Origin of the sequence: Paenibacillus tianjinensis, from assembly GCF_017086365.1 — a bacterium.
Taxonomy (GTDB): domain Bacteria; phylum Bacillota; class Bacilli; order Paenibacillales; family Paenibacillaceae; genus Paenibacillus_AQ; species Paenibacillus_AQ tianjinensis.
The window spans coordinates 3,146,681-3,165,132 of the sequence record NZ_CP070969.1; the positions used below are offsets into that span (position 1 = coordinate 3,146,681).

15 protein-coding genes and 4 pseudogenes are annotated in these 18,452 nt (G+C 40.2%); 16 read left to right on the plus strand and 3 right to left on the minus strand.

Annotated features, from left to right (window positions below; translation table 11 throughout):
* Positions 1-11: 11 nt before the first annotated feature.
* The gene (locus JRJ22_RS13940; RefSeq protein WP_206100171.1) at positions 12-980 is read left to right on the plus strand and encodes an ATP-binding protein; all 969 of its coding nucleotides are present in this window, start codon (positions 12-14) and stop codon (positions 978-980) included.
* Positions 981-1,260: 280 nt separating this feature from the next.
* On the opposite strand, the gene JRJ22_RS13945 is transcribed toward JRJ22_RS13940, so the two are convergent.
* The gene (locus JRJ22_RS13945) at positions 1,261-2,481 is read right to left on the minus strand and encodes an IS256 family transposase (protein WP_206100169.1); all 1,221 of its coding nucleotides are present in this window, start codon (positions 2,479-2,481) and stop codon (positions 1,261-1,263) included.
* A gap of 448 nt (positions 2,482-2,929) precedes the next feature.
* Here JRJ22_RS13945 and JRJ22_RS13950 point away from each other — a divergent pair, with 448 nt between their 5' ends.
* From JRJ22_RS13950 to JRJ22_RS13970, 5 genes are all read left to right on the plus strand, one after another.
* Positions 2,930-3,862 (plus strand): hypothetical protein, encoded by a 933-nt coding sequence (locus JRJ22_RS13950; RefSeq protein ID WP_206100172.1) that lies wholly within the window; start codon positions 2,930-2,932, stop codon positions 3,860-3,862.
* Between the two features lie 484 nt (positions 3,863-4,346).
* Positions 4,347-4,610 carry a hypothetical protein gene (locus JRJ22_RS13955; protein WP_038696131.1) on the plus strand — a complete coding sequence of 88 codons (264 nt, stop codon included), beginning with the start codon at positions 4,347-4,349 and terminating at the stop codon, positions 4,608-4,610.
* A gap of 66 nt (positions 4,611-4,676) precedes the next feature.
* Positions 4,677-5,384: a response regulator transcription factor gene (locus JRJ22_RS13960; RefSeq protein WP_038696133.1), complete on the plus strand. Its 708-nt coding sequence runs from the start codon at positions 4,677-4,679 to the stop codon at positions 5,382-5,384.
* Positions 5,385-5,391: 7 nt separating this feature from the next.
* A complete protein-coding gene (locus tag JRJ22_RS13965; RefSeq protein WP_232380837.1) occupies positions 5,392-6,726 on the plus strand; it encodes a sensor histidine kinase in 1,335 nt (444 codons plus the stop codon).
* Between the two features lie 14 nt (positions 6,727-6,740).
* Positions 6,741-6,959: an SHOCT domain-containing protein gene (locus JRJ22_RS13970; RefSeq protein ID WP_038696135.1), complete on the plus strand. Its 219-nt coding sequence runs from the start codon at positions 6,741-6,743 to the stop codon at positions 6,957-6,959.
* Between the two features lie 1,186 nt (positions 6,960-8,145).
* On the opposite strand, the gene JRJ22_RS13975 is transcribed toward JRJ22_RS13970, so the two are convergent.
* Positions 8,146-8,619: a ferritin-like domain-containing protein gene (locus JRJ22_RS13975; RefSeq protein ID WP_038696142.1), complete on the minus strand. Its 474-nt coding sequence runs from the start codon at positions 8,617-8,619 to the stop codon at positions 8,146-8,148.
* A 1,066-nt stretch (positions 8,620-9,685) separates the two neighbouring features.
* On the opposite strand from JRJ22_RS13975, the gene JRJ22_RS13980 reads away from it, so the two are divergent.
* From JRJ22_RS13980 to gshAB, 6 genes and pseudogenes are all read left to right on the plus strand, one after another.
* Entirely contained in the window at positions 9,686-10,045 is a 360-nt protein-coding gene (locus JRJ22_RS13980; protein ID WP_206100173.1) for an ArsR/SmtB family transcription factor, read from the plus strand.
* 85 nt (positions 10,046-10,130) lie between these two features.
* Positions 10,131-10,613: a permease gene (locus tag JRJ22_RS13985; RefSeq protein WP_052099236.1), complete on the plus strand. Its 483-nt coding sequence runs from the start codon at positions 10,131-10,133 to the stop codon at positions 10,611-10,613.
* Positions 10,614-10,631: 18 nt separating this feature from the next.
* Positions 10,632-10,850, plus strand: a pseudogene (locus JRJ22_RS29260) (glutamate synthase); the annotation flags it as partial.
* 63 nt (positions 10,851-10,913) lie between these two features.
* Positions 10,914-11,673 (plus strand): annotated as a pseudogene (locus JRJ22_RS13990) (NAD(P)/FAD-dependent oxidoreductase).
* A gap of 116 nt (positions 11,674-11,789) precedes the next feature.
* Positions 11,790-13,133, plus strand: coding sequence for an MATE family efflux transporter (locus tag JRJ22_RS13995; RefSeq protein WP_038696148.1), 1,344 nt, complete (start codon positions 11,790-11,792; stop codon positions 13,131-13,133).
* A 25-nt stretch (positions 13,134-13,158) separates the two neighbouring features.
* Positions 13,159-15,486, plus strand: coding sequence for a bifunctional glutamate--cysteine ligase GshA/glutathione synthetase GshB (gene gshAB, locus JRJ22_RS14000; RefSeq protein ID WP_038696150.1), 2,328 nt, complete (start codon positions 13,159-13,161; stop codon positions 15,484-15,486).
* A 178-nt stretch (positions 15,487-15,664) separates the two neighbouring features.
* Here gshAB and JRJ22_RS29265 read toward each other — a convergent pair.
* Positions 15,665-15,775 (minus strand): annotated as a pseudogene (locus JRJ22_RS29265) (N-acetyltransferase family protein); the annotation flags it as partial.
* Here JRJ22_RS29265 and pstB point away from each other — a divergent pair.
* The 4 genes and pseudogenes from pstB to JRJ22_RS14015 form a co-directional block, all read left to right on the plus strand.
* Positions 15,773-15,970 (plus strand): annotated as a pseudogene (gene pstB / locus JRJ22_RS29750) (phosphate ABC transporter ATP-binding protein); the annotation flags it as partial. The pseudogenes JRJ22_RS29265 and pstB sit on opposite strands and share 3 nt — an antisense overlap.
* 92 nt (positions 15,971-16,062) lie before the next feature.
* Entirely contained in the window at positions 16,063-16,326 is a 264-nt protein-coding gene (locus JRJ22_RS14005) for a hypothetical protein (RefSeq protein WP_038696152.1), read from the plus strand.
* A 67-nt stretch (positions 16,327-16,393) separates the two neighbouring features.
* Entirely contained in the window at positions 16,394-17,101 is a 708-nt protein-coding gene (locus JRJ22_RS14010; protein ID WP_206100174.1) for a response regulator transcription factor, read from the plus strand.
* A gap of 7 nt (positions 17,102-17,108) precedes the next feature.
* A complete protein-coding gene (locus JRJ22_RS14015) occupies positions 17,109-18,443 on the plus strand; it encodes a sensor histidine kinase (RefSeq protein WP_232380838.1) in 1,335 nt (444 codons plus the stop codon).
* Positions 18,444-18,452 lie beyond the last annotated feature (9 nt).

Below are 18,452 nucleotides of genomic sequence, written 5' to 3' on the forward strand. Positions count from 1 at the left end.
AGGGGATTGTTATGGAAATACCTCATGTACAGATAGGAACACATCCAATTGAAACAGGTGACTACATCATTCCGACAAAAGAAGTTTTACGCCTAATGGGCAGTATGATGAGAATCGTGAATAATCGTCTCCCAGGGATGATTGTATATGGTAGGCCGAGAATAGGGAAGACATGGGCTTTACGTTTTGCTATTGAACATTTACCTACAAATTTTGGCGCACCCTTGCCTATTCTCTTAGCCAATTGTAATTCTTACCGTGTACCAAGTGAGGAGAAGTTCTATTCAGATCTCCTTAGTGACTTCAAGTTTCCTTTTACATCAAAACGAAATCCACCGGAATTACGAAGACAGATTGTAAACTTTATGCTTGAAAAAGCGGAAAAATCAAAACTACGGCGTTTAGTACTCATCATTGACGAAGCACACCGGCTCACAGAGGCTCATTACAATTGGCTGATGGATATCTACAATGCGCTTGTTCAGAAAAAAATATCAATGACTGTAATATCCGTTGGCCAAGAAGAACTCCTTGCAAGAAGAACTTTTTTTCTGGAGCAAAAAAGATCTCAAATTATTGGTCGATTTATGACACATGAACATGATTTTCATGGAATAAGAACCTGGGAAGATATGCAGCTGATTCTAGGTGGTTATGATTCTCCCGAAATCTCTTGTTATCCAGAAGGAAGCGGGTGGAGCTTCAGTCAATACTTCTTTCCAGAAGGTTATCAAAAGAAGGAACGATTAGAGAACGAAGCAAAAATGTTATTTGAGCTATTCGCAGATTTACGAAAGGAACATGGGGTTTCAGCAACGTTGGAAATACCCATGGAATATTTCTCATTCACAATTGAGAATGCACTAAAAAAGTATGGGGTACATGGAGATCAACACTACTGGATTAACAAAGCACAGTGGAGGGAAGCAATTGAAATGTCGGGATATGTAGAGTCAGAAATCTACATGGCCCTTGTTTAATTTGAATGGGGGAGTTGTGAATGCAAGCAATCTGGAGAAATGAATGGGTTCATGAATACGAGACTCCATGGTCTATATTCGAGAAATTGTCATTCGCAAATCGCGTAAGTAGAGACGATATCTTTAAACTTTCCGGTAATAGTATTGAGAGGAATAAAATCAACCCTAAAAAAGGGGATCGAAAAATTGATCTATTTTCTCTTAGAAGTTTTGAGGGTCTGTCAATAATTTTGTGTAAACTCTTTTAAGCACAGATTCCCCCGAGGGGGAAGTCGCGAATCTAACGCAAGTGTTGACCGACCCGGTCTGGGAAAAATACCGAAAGCTGGAGCAGCATTTGGCCCCAGTTTTGGACACGTCCAGTCCATTTTCGAGTGACATCGACGGTGGCCAGATAGAGCATTTTTAGCAGAGCTTCATCGGTAGGAAAGATGCTCTTTCCTTTGGTTACTTTACGAAGCTGACGGTGGTAACTCTCAATCATATTGGTGGTGTAAATCAGTTTACGTATCTCAGGCGGGTACTTGAAAAAAGTAGCAAGTTCGTCCCAATTCGTCCGCCACGAACGGATAATGAGGGGATATTTCGCCCCCCAGACTTCCTCAAAACGGTCGAGTTCAAGCAAGGCACCTTCCTCGGTAGCTGCCTTGTATATAGGCTTTAAGTCGGCGGTCACCTTCTTAATATCCTTGTAAGACACGTACCGTGTAGAGCTGCGGATTTGGTGAATAATACACTTCTGGATTTCAGTTTGGGGATAGCAGGCCGCAATCGCTTGAGAGAACCCGGACAGGTTATCCACACAGATAATGAGAATGTCCCCCACTCCACGATTCTTGAGTTCATTCAGCACGCTGAGCCAGAACTTGGAGGACTCGTTCTCACCAATCCACATGCCCAGCACGTCTTTGTTTCCGTCCAGATCAATGCCAATGACCATGTAGGCAGCCTTGTTGATAATGGCCCCGTCTTGCTTGACTTTGAAGTGGATCGCATCCAGATAGACAACAGCGTAAACGCCTTGCAGAGGCCGATTCTGCCATTCTTTAATGAGAGGAACAATCTTATTTGTGACATTGGAAATGAGCGTAGGCGACACCTCAATGCCATACATCTGCCCCAGGTGATCCTGAATTTCTCGGGTACTAATCCCTTTGGCGTACAGAGCGATGATTTGCTCTTCGATGCCGGTTACGTTCGACTGATGCTTCTTGACGACAAGTGGCTCAAACTCACCCAGACGGTCACGAGGGATAGCGATTTCCTGTTCCCCGTACTCACTGACAACCGTTTTACGGCTCTTTCCGTTACGGCTGTTTGGCGTGAGCTTCGCCTTCACTTCATGCTTTCCGTAGCCTAAATGAGTGTCCATTTCGGCTTCCAGCATCTCCTGAATCGTCTCCGCAAATAGCTCTTTTAGAGCATTCTGCGCATCCTGTGCGCTTACCAAGTTGTTTTCCTTAATAAATTCCCGTAACTGTTGTTTTGTCCAAAGTCCCATGTGTTCTCCCCAACCTTTCTCTTACTTCCATTTTAATGGGTTTGAGAGTTTACACAATATATTTTACAGACTCAGTTTTGACGAGTCGATCTTAGAAATGATTTTTGGACTAAATTTAGTTAAGTTTACTCAACAATCAATACAATCACTAACTAAACCTCTTCACAGTAATAGATTCCCAAATACATCCTGGTTTTCGAAACACTTACGCTGGTGTAACCAATGCATATCTTACGGACATCATAGTTGGTTACATCAATTTAAACTCTTGGAACATTGTCCTTTTCACAAAGTAAAATTAGAAGATAACTGTGCACGGTGTAAAAAAAATATACCGTTTGTATTTTCCAACAGATTTTTCGGAAACGCTTTTTCCTGTAAATGCGGCTTTGAATTCGCTGATTTTTCTAGTACACTCTGGGAAAATTGGGACACAAAATTTAAGATAGTGGATTCTGCAACATTACATTGGTTATCGTTATCAAACACCAATCAGGAGGACGGAAGAATTTTAATTCTACCTGAATTCGGGAATCTAAATATACTATCTGTTTTTCATCCTTATATAGCTAAAAAATCTTTCACAAAAGACAATAATAAAATATCTATTGATGATTTTTATTATTCAACTCAATTTAATAAAGAGCTTTACTATAATAATGTTGATACCTTCCAGACAGTTGATCGACACATAAGAAAGAACGTATTATGGAAACACTCTAATTGCATAAAACAATTTTGGCAGTTACTAAAAAATGATGGGGAAGACTTCCCCGATATTTGTCCATACGCTTATGCCTATGTCAACTGGCGTAAAACCCTTTTAAAAACTGAACGTTTTTATCGTTCAGATATTCGAATAAATGATGTAGCCCGAAGTGGAGGACGATTTGGTTATGAGCTGCTTACAAGAGCAATAACTGATGACATAAAATTATTATTGGAAGAATATGTACTAAAGAATAATGGGGAAAAGATAAATAAGGATACATTGGAGTGGATCCAAGAACATTGGACATATCGATTTAGTCTAATGTTTTTTTACGAGTGTCTAAAATATTCAGGAGATATTTTAGTTAATGATAAGAAAAATACCAACTGGGATAAGATACTCATGGACACAAAAGCTAACTTCAAAATTGCATTTAAATATCAAGAGGTTAATGTTATGAGTGCTAAAAGAATAAACCTTATGATGTATTATGAGAATACAATCGACACAAAAATCGTTGAACATCATTGCCCGAATCATAGCTTAAGAAAAAAGAGAGCTATTTCAAAAATGAAATCCTACGTACCGGCACGGATATCCATCGAATATCCCAAAAATTATGAACTGATTAATTACGTTAGTTCATATATAAAGAAGCATGATTATTAAAACAACTCGAGTGAGTTGTTTTTTTGTGGCCGAAATAGGGGATTAATCGGCAATGGGACCAAGTTCTTGTCCTACAAGGGACTATGTTCTTGTCCTCCGACAACAAATGTAAGAGGACAAGAACATATATTCATTGAACCCCGCGCTGGTCGCGGTTTTTTTGATTTAAGGATACATGTTCTTGTCCCAAGCAAAGGACAAGAACATGTATCTATTGCCGAATATGGACAAGAACATGGTACTATTGCCGATTCACAATTATCGAATAGAGCAACTTATTTGAAGAAACCAAATTGTCAAACATGTACGCAATGTGCCAACATTAGTCTCATCTTACTTAAATGAGCCTTTCACCGGACAAAGTTGAGTGAAAGGCTTCTTTCTCGTGTTCATATCCTTTTGCTATCTTCATAACTTCTTCACAAGCTGCAAATTGGTTCTTCATAACTCTCTTATATAGTGTAACTATAAGGAGGAGATACAAATGAAGAAACTTTGGATTGGATTATCGGCATTGGTACTGGTTATGGGGATTGGCACCTCTGGGGCTTACGCTACGACAGCTAACAATGATAATAATGGCAGCAGTTTTTTCGAAAAAATGCTACCCTTTGCCAAACAAATACACCCCAACCTGTCAGAGGAACAAATCAAGCAAATGTATGACAATTGCAACACTTCAAACGGTAAGGGAATGTCAGGAATGATGCAAAATTCTCAATATAGCAGGGGTATGATGAACTTCTAATCCGATCATGATAAGATAGGACCTCATTGATATGAGGTCTGTCTCATTTTAACAACAAAGTAGGTGATGAAGTTCGTGAAAATTTTAGTGGTGGATGATGAAGAAAATATCTTGCAGGTTATTAAGGCTTATTTGGAAAAGAATAAATATATTGTGTACGAAGCCGATACAGGACGAGGCGCGATTCATCTTTTTGAAACCTTAAAGCCCGATCTGATCGTGCTGGATTTGATGCTTCCAGACATGACTGGAGAGGAAGTATGCAGAATGGTACGCAAATCATCGAACGTTCCGATCCTCATGCTGACTGCAAAAAGCAGTGAAGACGATATGGTGAATGGGCTCATGATTGGAGCCGATGATTATATTACTAAACCATTCAGCCCAAGAGAGCTGCTCGCTCGGGTGATTAGCCTATTAAGAAGAACCATTCAGCCGCAATTGGGGAATATGTCACTGCTGTCTTATGCCCAAGGCGATTTAACTATGGATTTGGAACGTTATGAGGTAAGAATTCACGAGGAGCCAGTATCTTTTACCCTTATGGAGTTCAAGCTACTTGAAATTTTAGCGAAGCATCCGAAGAGAGTGTTCTCACGACTTGAACTTGTTAACCTTACTCAGGGTGATACCTATGAAGGATTCGAGCGGACCATCGATGTTCATATTAAGAATATTAGACAAAAAATTGGCGATGATCCTAAACACCCTGTTTTTATTGGCACTGTATTTGGAGTGGGGTATAAATTCTTGGTGAGTCATGATGTCTATTAGAGGCGGATTGAGCAGAAAGCTTCTTATTTCCCATGTCGGTGTGGCCCTTGCTGCGCTTCTATCTATTGTCTTGCTTGTGAACTTGGTAATGAACATCTCGTTTAACCAATATCAGAAGAACCAGCAGCAGACAGAAATACAAAGTTTACTGGACGATTTAGAAGACGCTTATAATGTGTCTACCGGCCACTGGAATACAAACGTTTGGATGACCATTTCGCACCAAGCGATGATTAGTGATTATATGGTTCGTGTTTATGATCAAGACCGTCGCTTGATTTGGGATACTAGTCAAATGGGCAGGCAGATACAAGTGAATTCCCAGTCTGCGCAAGACACCATTAAAAAAACAATCGTAAAAGGAAATCAGCAGGTAGGAACATTGGAATTTCTACCAGTGAAAGAAACGACGCAAAGTCTGAATCAGAAATTTCTGAGAATGTTTAATACCTTATTATGGGCCGCAATGATACTCGTAATTGTCGGGACGTATCTGTTCAGCCGGTACATGGCCAAAAGCATTAGCCAACCTCTCCTAGAGATTAAAGATATCGCTTCGAAAATGAGGGAGGGGGATCTCAGCTCCCGGGTTGAAATGTTAAATCAGAATACAGAAATTGATGACGTGGGGCGTACACTCAATCATTTGGCTGATGGATTGGAGAAGCAAGATCAATTAAGGAAATCACTGACCACTGATGTGGCACATGAGTTGCGAACACCCTTAACAACAATTCAAAGCCATTTGGAAGCCTTTCAGGATGGCATTTGGGAACCGACGCCGGATAAACTACAAGTGTGCCATGATCAAGTCCTGCGACTTGTCAGGCTCTTCAGTGATTTGGAAAATCTGGCTGCTGTAGAGAATCCAATGGTTCAGCTTATGACGGAGATCGTCTCACTTAACGAAATCGTTGGTGAGTCTTTAAATATGGTATCCAGCCAGTTTGGGCAGGAAAGACTTTCAGCTGACCTGATAAGTAAAAGTGACGTTTGGATCACAGGGGACCGTTCGCGGCTCCTTCAGGTTTTTGTAAATCTGATAAGCAATGCTTTCAAATACACGAGTTCTGGAAGTGTTCATATTGAAGTGTTAAAAGAGAAAGCAGAAGGCGTCGTTATCGTTTCCGATACCGGAATGGGAATATCTAAAGATGAACTCCCCTATATCTTTGAACGTTTTTACCGCGGAGAGAAATCAAGGAACCGGAAAACTGGCGGAGCCGGAATAGGACTTGCGGTTGTTAAAGTCATAGTGGATGCTCATGCCGGATCTATTCATGTTGAAAGTGAGATAGAGAAAGGAACTACCGTTCTTGTTCGTCTTCCATTAATTCGATGAAAGGATGAGAGAAAATGATGATGGGTTATGGCTCTGGATTTGGAATATTTGGATTAGTCATCAATTTTTTACTGATCGTAGGTGTAATCTATTTGGTGATAAAATGGGTTAGGGGAGATGGGAATTCACGATTTATTGACAATACTCCAGAGAGAATCTTGGATGAACGCTTTGCAAGAGGTGAAATCACGGAAGAAGAATATTACCGGATGAAGAGCATTTTGCGGGATTAAAAATCTTAATGGAGATACGGAAACAAGGAGCCCTTCACTCTGTGAACGGCTCTTTTGTTATTTATGATTCTAGCTTGCCTTATTTAATACCTCATTTGATTCATCCCCTTCCTGGTTTGTTTATAATTCTAAAAAGATCATCTTTTGAGGAGACGAGAAATATTTGCTCAGAAAGAAACTTATCCATCAAGCAATTCTAAACCGGATACCTGTAAATGTTCATTTGATCAGTGGTGAAACTTATTGTGGTGTATGTAAGGAGCATGAGAAGCCTGAAATGTTTATCATCATTATGGGGACAGCATCCGTAGCTGTTTTTTATTGGGCCATTAAGCGTGTTACATTTACAAATAAGATCGAACAGACGGAAAGGAGCTGTACTTAATCAGATTGTCTCAATTCAGCGTATCTATTTAATCTTTAAAGCATATCACAAAGAAAGAATCTGCTACAGAAGTGGCATGGGGATGGGTGTTACACTAAGTGGGATGTTATACCAAATGTCGCTTAGGTTACTACCAGCTACAAGCAAACCATCCAATATTACGGCGTATAGAATTTCTTTTGTGCTTATTGGATTATTAAGCGCTGCTGCACTATTTATAGCGCTTTTCCAGAAGAAATCATGGCATAAGTACAGCGAGGAGTTCATTGAGTACTATATTTAGTAAAGCTGATTATTCAGTCTGATTTTTGGAGTTAATCCCTACATTCAAGGAATAATTTACCAATATATTAAATCGATAAAGTTCGCTTTAACTGCCGAAAGGCTGATGACTCCTACCAGAGAGGTTACATTTCCCTGGTAGGAGTCTCTTTTTTTGCTCAATTGTAGAGCGGAGAGAAGTTAATAATGAAACACTTAAAACAACCTTGGAACTATAGGGTCCAAAAATGGGTCATGCTGACTACATAGGAACATTGCCTTTAACATGTCCAGAAGCGGTTACTACGCCTATCTGAAGCGAAAGGTGAGGGGAAACGGCGTGACGCCAAAGCCAAACAACAAATTCGTAAAGAACTATAAACGTTACGAAGGAAAGTACGGGCACCGGTAGTTCAATTGTTCTTGTGGCAGAATGACGGCAATTGGATGAACTATAAGAAGGTACTAAGCCTCATGCAAAAGCTCGGACTAGATTCGTGTGTATTTATGAATGGCAGATGGCAGTCCAAGTAATTACTACTAATTTCCAGGTAAGTTCTGTATCAATAAATTATTATACTTTGCCGCATGTTTTTGCTCATCGAGAATAATGCCATACAAAGTATCCTTATAAACGCCATAAGGAAGGCCGAACCATATCTTTCGATACTTTTCAACTGCTGACAATTCACCTTGGAAGGCTTTTTGCAACCCGGCAATATACGAATTAACATGTTCAGGAACTTCGTTACTAACTCCTGTCACTTCATGTCCAGTTAATTCTCTGTACATTTGTCGGAACATTTGATTATGCCCTCGTTCATCATTCCGAATAGAGGTAATAACTTCAGCTTGTTTCTGGCTAGGAGTAAGATGAATGAGTTGGTCATAAAAAAGTTCATCATTCCGTTCCCCTTGGACTGAAGTCCTCATTAATTCAAGCGCGTCTTGAGTTGAAGTTGCCCAAATGGGAACGAATTGTGATCTGATCCAATAGGGATAAACCATATTCATGAGCGTAGCCCTCCGTTAATGTAAGTAATTTCACTCTCAATTATATGCACATGAGCCTAGTGTGTGATTAATTCTGAGTTTCGGTTAAATTATACAAAGGTTGCTTATAGGGGGGCTACAGGGTGCCAAGTAAATGAGCAGTGGATACAAGTGAGAGGTTGTTGGAGGAAGTATGGATGAGATTAAAATTGAATCCGAGTGGGATTCCAATATTGATCTGAACCACAAATATGTTTCCACTTTAGTTAGTATGCTCCGATTGAATGGAGTGGATTTCATATTAACTACTGCTTAGTACCAGTCGGTAAAGCGAGCTTTTACCATTTAGTTGAAGACTGTTCGATCTAGAGTGAGGATCAGTTTTATTGTTGAAATTGATCCTTTTCGCCAAAGATCTTTAATGATAATAACAATGTATGTAAGTTTGTGTCCTTTATGTAGGCAACTTTGTGTCACTTGTCGGATGACAAGAATGTGTTCCGCATGGAACCCGCATAAATTGCGGGTTTTTCTTTTTTCACGGTACAGATTCTTGTCAAAAGCTAATGACAAGAATCTGTACCGACTTCCGAATTAGGCCAAGAATGTGTTCCGTTAACCGAGAATTATTATAGTCATGTCCTAATCAAGATAATTCAAAGAGATCCCCCCCTTCCCGGAAAGAAGTCAGGAAAACAAATTTTTTCAGCACAGGAGTAAGTATTTCAAGGGTTAGGGCTCCCAGGTGCTGGCTACGTGGGAACGTTGCTGAAGTGGATATTACTTGGAAGTTAAGCTGATTGAAACGATCATCACACATTCATTCGGGGTGGTGTGCAGGCAGAGAAGGCACGTAAGGCTAGTTATATTGGAAACACCTATACAGTATGTACTCGTGGTTACTTAGGACTAGGTATCTACCAGTGATATTTTCCTGGTATGAGTCTGTTTATGATGGTGAAATACTTTGTTTGGGATAAAATAAGTTCACATTATCGTCAGGCAACATGGATATCACGTATTTCAAAACTATAAAATTAGTTATATAATAATTATAAGTAAACAAACTCAAATGGAGGTACTCTTAATGAATCACGTAAAAACCGATTGGCTACCCAAAAACGACAATGAAATGAATGATGTTATCAAACAATCGCTTACTGTTCTCCCGGTATTAAACAATGAAGAGGGACTGCGAAATAAAGCTCTTTTATTAAAAGCATTGGGTGATGAAACCAGATTGAGAATTATCGGCATATTGAAAGTTCAGGACTCATGTCTTTGTGAATTAGTATCTGGATTAGTCATTCCAGCTTCTACATTGACGCATCACTTGCAGATCCTGGAGCGTGGAGGCGTTATCCAATCGAGAAAGGAAAAAAAATTCACCATTTTTTCCATTGTTCATGATAAGAATTTAGACCTTTATATTTCACAAAATTCATAATAGGAAGTGTCATCAGGAGTAATTGATTACGAGGCAATAAATTGTCAAAATTGACAGGGTGAAAAAAATCCATCATGTCGTAGTAATGACCATTTTGTATTTGTTGAACCTAAATGCCGGTACGAATGCTATGCAAATATCAGCATTCAGCCTGAAAGAGATGCTTCTTGTCATTCCCCCCATCTTTATTCTGTTGGGGATTCTGGATACTTGGGTACCCAAGGAGGTCATGATGAAATACATGGGGGAAAAATCGGGATGGAAGGGAATCGTGCTCGCCTTTCTGATTGGTTCAGCGGCTGCAGGTCCCCTGTATGGAGCTTTTCCGGTTGCCGCAGTTTTGATGAAAAAGGGCGTCAAATTCAGCAATATTCTAATCTTCATCGGGGCATGGTCCACTACGAAGATTCCAATGCTCCTGTTCGAAATGTCCGCTTTGGGAACGACTTTTGCCATTACCCGGCTTCTGATTGATATTCCGGGCATCCTGATCATCGCCTACCTGCTAGAAGCGATGATCTCGAACGAGTATAGAACAGAACTATACAAAAAAGCTGAATATCTTTAAGTCTGATTCAAACTCCTAGAACCAAACTTTTACCTCGTTGGAATGAAGAGTTATGGTCGGGCACCAACATTTCTTATGGCTACTGGATACGAACAGGGCAGATCAATTGTAGCCTACCTGGATGGCGATCTAGAAGCCGCGCTGAAGGTTGAATTAGAGTTGCCAGAGACGGGTGTATGTAGCATTAGCAGTGCACCCAATATAAACGATTGCTGCATGCCGATCTCATCAGTGTAATTAATGATTTGAGAAGGTAGAATCCAGTTTCCGCCTTTAAATCAAACGAAGGAGTGAGAAGTCATGTACAAGTCAATAATTATAGGAACAGGTCCCGCAGGGTTGACTGCAGCTATTTATTTAGCTAGAGCTAACCTGAATCCGCTTGTTACTGAAGGACCACAACCGGGGGGCCAATTAACATTAACTACAGAAGTAGATAATTTCCCAGGATTTGTTGATGGAATAATGGGTCCCGAACTCATGGATAACATGAGAAAACAAGCGGTTCGGTGCCGAGTTTATGAATGGCTGGGTCAATGATGTTGATTTTTCGTCTCGTCCATTTGTAGTGAAGGTAGAAGGCCTTGGTCAATTGCAAGCTGAATCCAGTATTCTCTCTACAGGTGCGTCGGCGAATTTGCTCGGTGGCATACCTGGCGAAAAAGAGAATATTGGCCGTGGTGTAAGTACGTGTGCAACGTGCGATGGGTTCTTTTTCCGTAACAAAGAAGTAGTTGTTGTGGGTGGGGGAGATTCCGCAATGGAAGAAGCAAATTTTCTTACCAAGTTCGCTTCCAAAGTGACGATTGTTCACCGGCGGATGAACTGCGAGCTTCGAAGTTCATGACAGATCGATCTCGATCCTGTTGGATATATTCGTGTGAAACCCGGAACAACCGAAACGAACATCCCTGGCGTATTTGCTTGCGGAGACGTACAAGATCCGAAGTACCGTCAGGCGATTACTGCAGCAGGTACAGGGTGTATGGCTGCTCTAGACAGCGGAAAGTTTTTAGAAGAAGATGCCGCTTATACAAAATCAGTCACATATTCTGGATAATATATAAGTTTATGCTTATGAATGTATTGATTTTGACTAAAAAAGACATCACTTTTTATTCGAACGACACTTGTGGTCGGTTTTCATATTACATTAGGAGCAAGAAGGAGTAGCAGATGAAGGGCACAAATGATTTAACCCAAGGTCCAATAATGTCTACTTTAATGAAATTGACACTCCCCATCATTGCTACCAATTTCATATCTACAACCTATGGTCTTGTCGATATGATCTGGGTTGGAGGGCTAGGAAGTGGTCCGGTTGCTGCAATTGGTACAGCAAGCTTCTTTATTAATTTAGCGATTGCTTTATCGACCATGATAACAATTGGTACAGGAATCAAGGTTTCACATTGTATGGGATCCGGTAAGATAGAACAAGCTTATTCATATGTAAAGAACGGATTTGTAATGTCTGTTGTATTAGGACTGCTCTATATGGTTTTTATTATTTCGACCCAGGACCAGCTTATAGGCTTCTTCGATCTTGGAAATGAAGTTGAGTTAATGGCGAAGCAATTTCTAATGATTTCGATCGTGGGGGCCGTCTTTTCAATACTTAATACCTTATATGCAACCGTTATGAATGCGATGGGGAACAGTAAGCAACCATTTTATATTTTTTCAATGGGTCTCATTTTAAATATCATTCTTGATCCATTGTTAATATATGGAGTAGGCAGTTTAGAAGGTTGGGGAGTTGCAGGTGCAGCTATTGCTACACTAACGGCCAATTTATTAGTGACCTTGCTGTTTATCATAAAAACAAAAAAATTAGACCTTATCTCTAAACAGTCGGTAAGGAATAGCCGTCTCATGATAGAAGTCATTCGATTGGGAATTCCGATTTCGATTCAACGGATCACCTTTACGATCATATCGATCATTATGGCCAAGATCATAGTCGGTTGGGGGGCTGAGGCCATTGCTGTTCAAAAGGTAGGTATTCAAATAGAATCAATCTCCTATATGACGATCGGTGGTCTGCAAGGGGCTATTGCAGCTTTTTTTGGACAAAATTATGGAGCACGTCGATTGGATCGAATACAGCAGGGCTATCGAAAGGCGTTGCTGATGACCACAATATTCGGTGCTTTCATTTCGTTCATATTTATCTTATTTCCTCAGCAGCTCTTCTCGGTATTTCTAACTGATGAAACGAGCATGAAGCTCGGAACAGATTACATGCGAATTATCGGTTTTTCTCAGTTGTTTATGTGCATGGAACTGATGACAGTTGGAGCATTTAACGGTATTGGTAAAACATATATTCCGCCAATATTCAGCATTTTATTTACTGTATTAAGAATACCCGTGGCTTTGCTCTTATCGGAACCGTTTGGATTAAATGGGGTGTGGATGTCGATTGCGCTAAGTAGTGTTTTTAAGGGTATTATTTTGGTCATCTGGTTTAGAAAGTCTTTGCGTAGCATTCATAAATCGCTTGCAGTTTCTGAATAAACATAGAAAAAGGACGGTCATAAATATGAACTGGTTGAATCGTGAACTTGTACAGATTGTTATAGACAATGCACTTCAAGATGATCTAATTCGAGGTCGATTTGGTTTAGAAAAAGAAAATGTACGGGTCGACCAAGAGGGGAAACTTGCCCTTACGCCCCACCCTAAAGCTTTTGGGAGTAAAACAGAAAATCCTTATATTCAAACGGATTTCTCAGAGAGTCAAATTGAAATGATCACTCCTGCCTTAGACTCGATTGAGGAGACGTATCATTTCATGGAAGCCTTGCAAGACATTGTTTCTTTAGAATTGGAAGGGGAGTTTTTGTGGCCAAGCAGTAACCCTCCTATGCTACCCGAAGAAGAAGAAATTCCTATTGCCAAAATGAGCGATCCTGTTGCGGACGATTATCGAAAGGAATTGGCGGATAAATATGGTCGTAAAAGACAATTGTTAAGCGGAATACATTATAATTTCTCATTTGATGAGAAACTCCTTGTGAGGTTATACGAAACTCAGGGACACTACAAAGACTTCAAGGAGTTCAAAGATACGGTTTATTTTAAAGTAGCCCGTAATTTGTTAAGATACCGGTGGTTGCTCATTTACCTAACAGGGGCAAGCCCTGTTTTTGATAATACGTATATTGAGAAATGTGTTAACTTAGCGGACTCACTTGATAAAAAAAGTTATTATTTCCCAATGATGAATTCACTTCGGAACAGTATGTGTGGCTATCGAAATGAAAAATTGTATTATGTCTCTTTTAATTCAGCCACAGAGTATGTTCATGATTTAAACAGATTGATTCAACAAAATGAACTATTAAGTGTAAAAGAATATTACAGCCCTGTCCGTATTAAAACCTCAAAGGGAACTAATCCAGTTCAAGACCTTGTAGAAGAGGGAGTGGCATATTTAGAACTTCGATTTATCGATATCAATCCACTTCACAAGATAGGAATAAGCATGGAAATGATGTCCTTTATCCATTTGTTTATTCTCTTTATGCTGCTTAAAGTAGATGAATCCTATAACAAGGAAGATCAAAGGATTGCTGCTGTTAACCAAGATCAAGTGATAATGGAAGGAATAAAGGGGTTTTTAAACGAGTCCGAATATTGTCAGCTCACCATGGAGGAAATGGCGCTTTCTTTTATCAATGAGATGAAAGAAATGGTGGAGCTTTTGTTTCCTGGAAACGAGGATTATCGTAAAATAATAGATGGTGAAAAGCAAAAGATTCTCCATTCCGAGCTAAATGCGGCATCTATAGTGAAGAAAGAAATACAAGAATCGTCCTTTTTGACGTACCATCTGGATAAAGCAAAAAAATACGCTGAAGAAAGTATTCATAATGGTTACCGATTTACAGGATATGAGGATCTCGAATTATCAACTCAACTACTCTTAAAGGCAGCAGTGAAGCGAGGAATACGATTTGAACTGATGGATCGGGAGGAGAATTTCGTACTGCTTTCACAAGGAGATCATAAAGAGTATGTGAAGCAGGCTACGAAAACTGCCTTGGACTCCTATAGTACTGTGCTAATTATGGAAAATAAGGTTGTTACAAAAGACATTCTTAATCAGCATGGAATCCGTGTACCCTCTGGAGAAACCTTTCAGAATTTAGATGAAGCAATGTCCAGTTACGATACGTATCGTAGCACTCCAATTGTAATTAAGCCTAAATCAACTAATTTTGGGTTAGGCATTACGATCTTCAATCGAGATTACTCAAGAGAAGATATGGAAAAAGCGTTTAAAATAGCTTTCACACACGATAAGACGGTCCTTCTTGAGGAATTCATAACAGGTAAGGAATATCGCTTTCTGATCATGGGAGACCAGGTCGTAGGAGTTCTACATCGTGTCCCTGCAAATGTCATTGGAGACGGAATCCACACGATCGAACAGCTTGTTCACGAGAAGAATAAAAACCCGCTTAGAGGTAAAGGATATAAGACTCCTTTGGAAAAAATTCAGTTAGGCGAAGCAGAAGAAATGTTTTTAAAGAACCATGCTATGAGTTGGAACGATATACCCCAATTAGGAGAAATCATCTATCTGAGAGAGAACTCGAATATTAGTACGGGAGGAGACAGTATCGATTTTACTGATGAAATACCGAACAGCTATAAAGATCTTGCCATTCAATCAGCTAAAGCTGCAGGAGCGACCATATGTGGTGTAGATATGATGATTGATTCTATAGAAGAAGCAGCGAACGATACCAATTACAGCATAATTGAACTAAACTTCAATCCAGCAATTCACATTCACTGTTACCCATATATCGGGAAGAATAGAAAGGCAGATGAAAAAATTCTGGATCTATTGTTCTGTTAGTTAAATACTTTCGAAGAGATATATCTTGCTCTAACCTTCCTGATGTTTATAGGGACTGTATTATCGGTAACGTACATGATCCTTAAACGGATCCAGTGTCCGATTACCTAAAATATCCAGTACTTGTAATATAAAAAAACGTGGAAAGAATCGGTTTCCTCCACGTTTTTTTTTCAATTTAAAGCAGTTTCTCCATAATCATCACATCAATGAATTCCCCATCCATAATACCTTCCTTCTCAAAAACACCAACCTGCCGGTATCCCATTTTCTGATATAATCCTATACCTTGCTGCGAACCATTAATCGAATGAATGACCAAATTCAGGATATGAGAGTGGAAGGGGATATTCAGATTTCAGGGTACTCCATATATGAAAAAGGGATACGAACAGAAATGCTGCGTAAGCGTGTGGGCATGGTGTTCCAATTGCCGAACCCGTTCCCCATGTCGATTTATGATAATATTGCCTATGGCCCCCGGTTTCCTTTTGCTATCTTCATAACTTCTTCACAAGCTGCAAATTGGTTCTTCATAACTCTCTTATATAGTGTAACTATAAGGAGGAGATACAAATGAAGAAACTTTGGATTGGATTATCGGCATTGGTACTGGTTATGGGGATTGGCACCGCTGGCGCTTACGCTGCAACAGCAAACAATGATAAGAACAACAGCGGCTTTTTCGAAAAAATGCTGCCCTTTGCCAAACAAATGCACCCCAACCTGTCAGAGGAACAAATCAAGCAAATGCATGAAAATTGCAGTACATCAAGCGGGAATGGAATGTCAGGAATGATGCAAAATTCCCAATATCGCAGGGGTATGATGAACTTCTAATCCGATCATGATAAGATAAGACCTCATAGAAATGAGGTCTGTCTCATTTTTAACAACAAAGTTGGTGATGAAGTTCGTGAAAATTTTAGTGGTGGATGATGAAGAGAATATCCTGCAGGTCATTAAGGCTTATTTGGAAAAGAATAATTATATTGTGTACGAAGCCGATACAGGAATAGGCGCGATTCATCTATTTGAAACCTTACAGCCCGATCTGATCATACTGGATTTGATGCTTCCGGATATGACCGGAGAGGAAGTATGCAGAATGGTACGTAAATCATCGAACGTTCCGATTCTCATGCTGACTGCAAAAAGCAGTGAGGACGATATGGTAAATGGTCTCATGATTGGGGCCGATGATTATATAACCAAACCATTCAGCCCAAGAGAGCTGCTCGCTCGGGTGATTAGTCTTTTAAGAAGAACCAATCAGCGGGAACAAGGGAATATATCACTGCTGTCATATGCCCAAGGCTGTTTAACAATAGATTTGGAACGTTATGAGGTGAGAATTCACGAGGAACCCGTATCCCTCATCCCTATGGAGTTTAAGCTGCTGGAAATTTTAGCGAAGCATCCGAAGAGAGTGTTCTCACGACTAGAGCTGGTTAACCTTACCCAAGGTGATACCTATGAAGGATTCGAGCGAACCATCGATGTTCATATCAAGAATATTAGACAAAAAATTGGCGATGATCCAAAACACCCTGTTTTTATTGGTACAGTGTTTGGAGTGGGGTATAAATTCTTGGTGAGTTCGGATGATAAATAGAGGCGGATTGAGCAGAAAGCTTCTTATATCCCATGCCGGTGTAGCACTTGCTGCGCTTCTGTCTATTGTTCTGCTTGTCAACTTAGAAATGAACGTTTCGTTCAACCAATATCAGAAAAACCAGCAGCAGGTGGAAATACAAAGTTTACTGGACGATCTAAAAGACGCTTATCATGAGTCTACCGGCCAATGGAATACAAACGTATGGATGATCATTTCGCACCAGGCGATGGTAAGTGACTATATCGTTCGTGTATATGACAAAGACCACCAATTGATTTGGGACACTAGCCAAATGGGGATGCAAAGACAAGTTGATTCCAAGCCTCTACAAAACACCATTACCAAAACAATCGTAAAAGGCAATCAGCAGGTCGGGACATTGGAATTTCAACCAGTGAACGAAACATCTCAAAGCCTAAATCAGCAGTTTCTGCGAATGTTTAATACATTGTTATGGGCCGCAATGATTCTTGTTATTGCCGGGACGTATCTGTTTAGCGGGTATATGGCTAAAAGCATTAGCCAGCCTCTTTTAGAGATCAAAGATATCGCTTCACGAATGAGGGAGGGAGATCTCACTTCCCGGGTTGTAGTTATCAATCAAAATACAGAGATCGATGACGTGGGGCATGCGCTCAATCATTTGGCTGACGGGTTGGAGAAGCAAGATCAGTTAAGGAAATCACTGACTGCTGATGTGGCGCATGAGCTGCGAACGCCCTTGACTACGATACAAAGTCATTTGGAAGCTTTTCAGGATGGCATTTGGGAACCGACACCGGATAAACTACAAGTGTGCCATGATCAAGTCCTGCGACTGGTCCGGCTCATCAGTGATTTGGAAAATCTGGCTGCCGTAGAGAATCCAATGGTTCAGCTGAAGACGGAGATCGTATCTCTTAACGATATTGTAGAGAAGTCGTTAAATACAGTATCCAGCCAGTTTAGGGATAAAGGACTTTCAGGTGACCTGATAAGTACAAATGACGTTTGGATCACAGGGGACCGTTCGCGGCTCGTTCAGGTATTCGTAAATCTGATAAGCAATGCATTCAAATATACGAGTTCAGGAAGTATTCATATTGAAGTGTTAAAAGAGAAAACAGAGGGTGTAGTCATCGTATCCGATACCGGAATGGGAATACCTGAAGATGAACTTCCCTATATCTTTGAACGTTTTTACCGCGGAGAGAAATCAAGGAACCGGAAGACTGGCGGAGCCGGAATCGGACTTGCCGTTGTACAAGCGATTGTGAAGGCTCATGCCGGATCTATACATGTTGAAAGTGAGATCAATAACGGGACAACTGTCCGAGTCCGTCTTCCATTAATTCGATGAAAGGAAGAT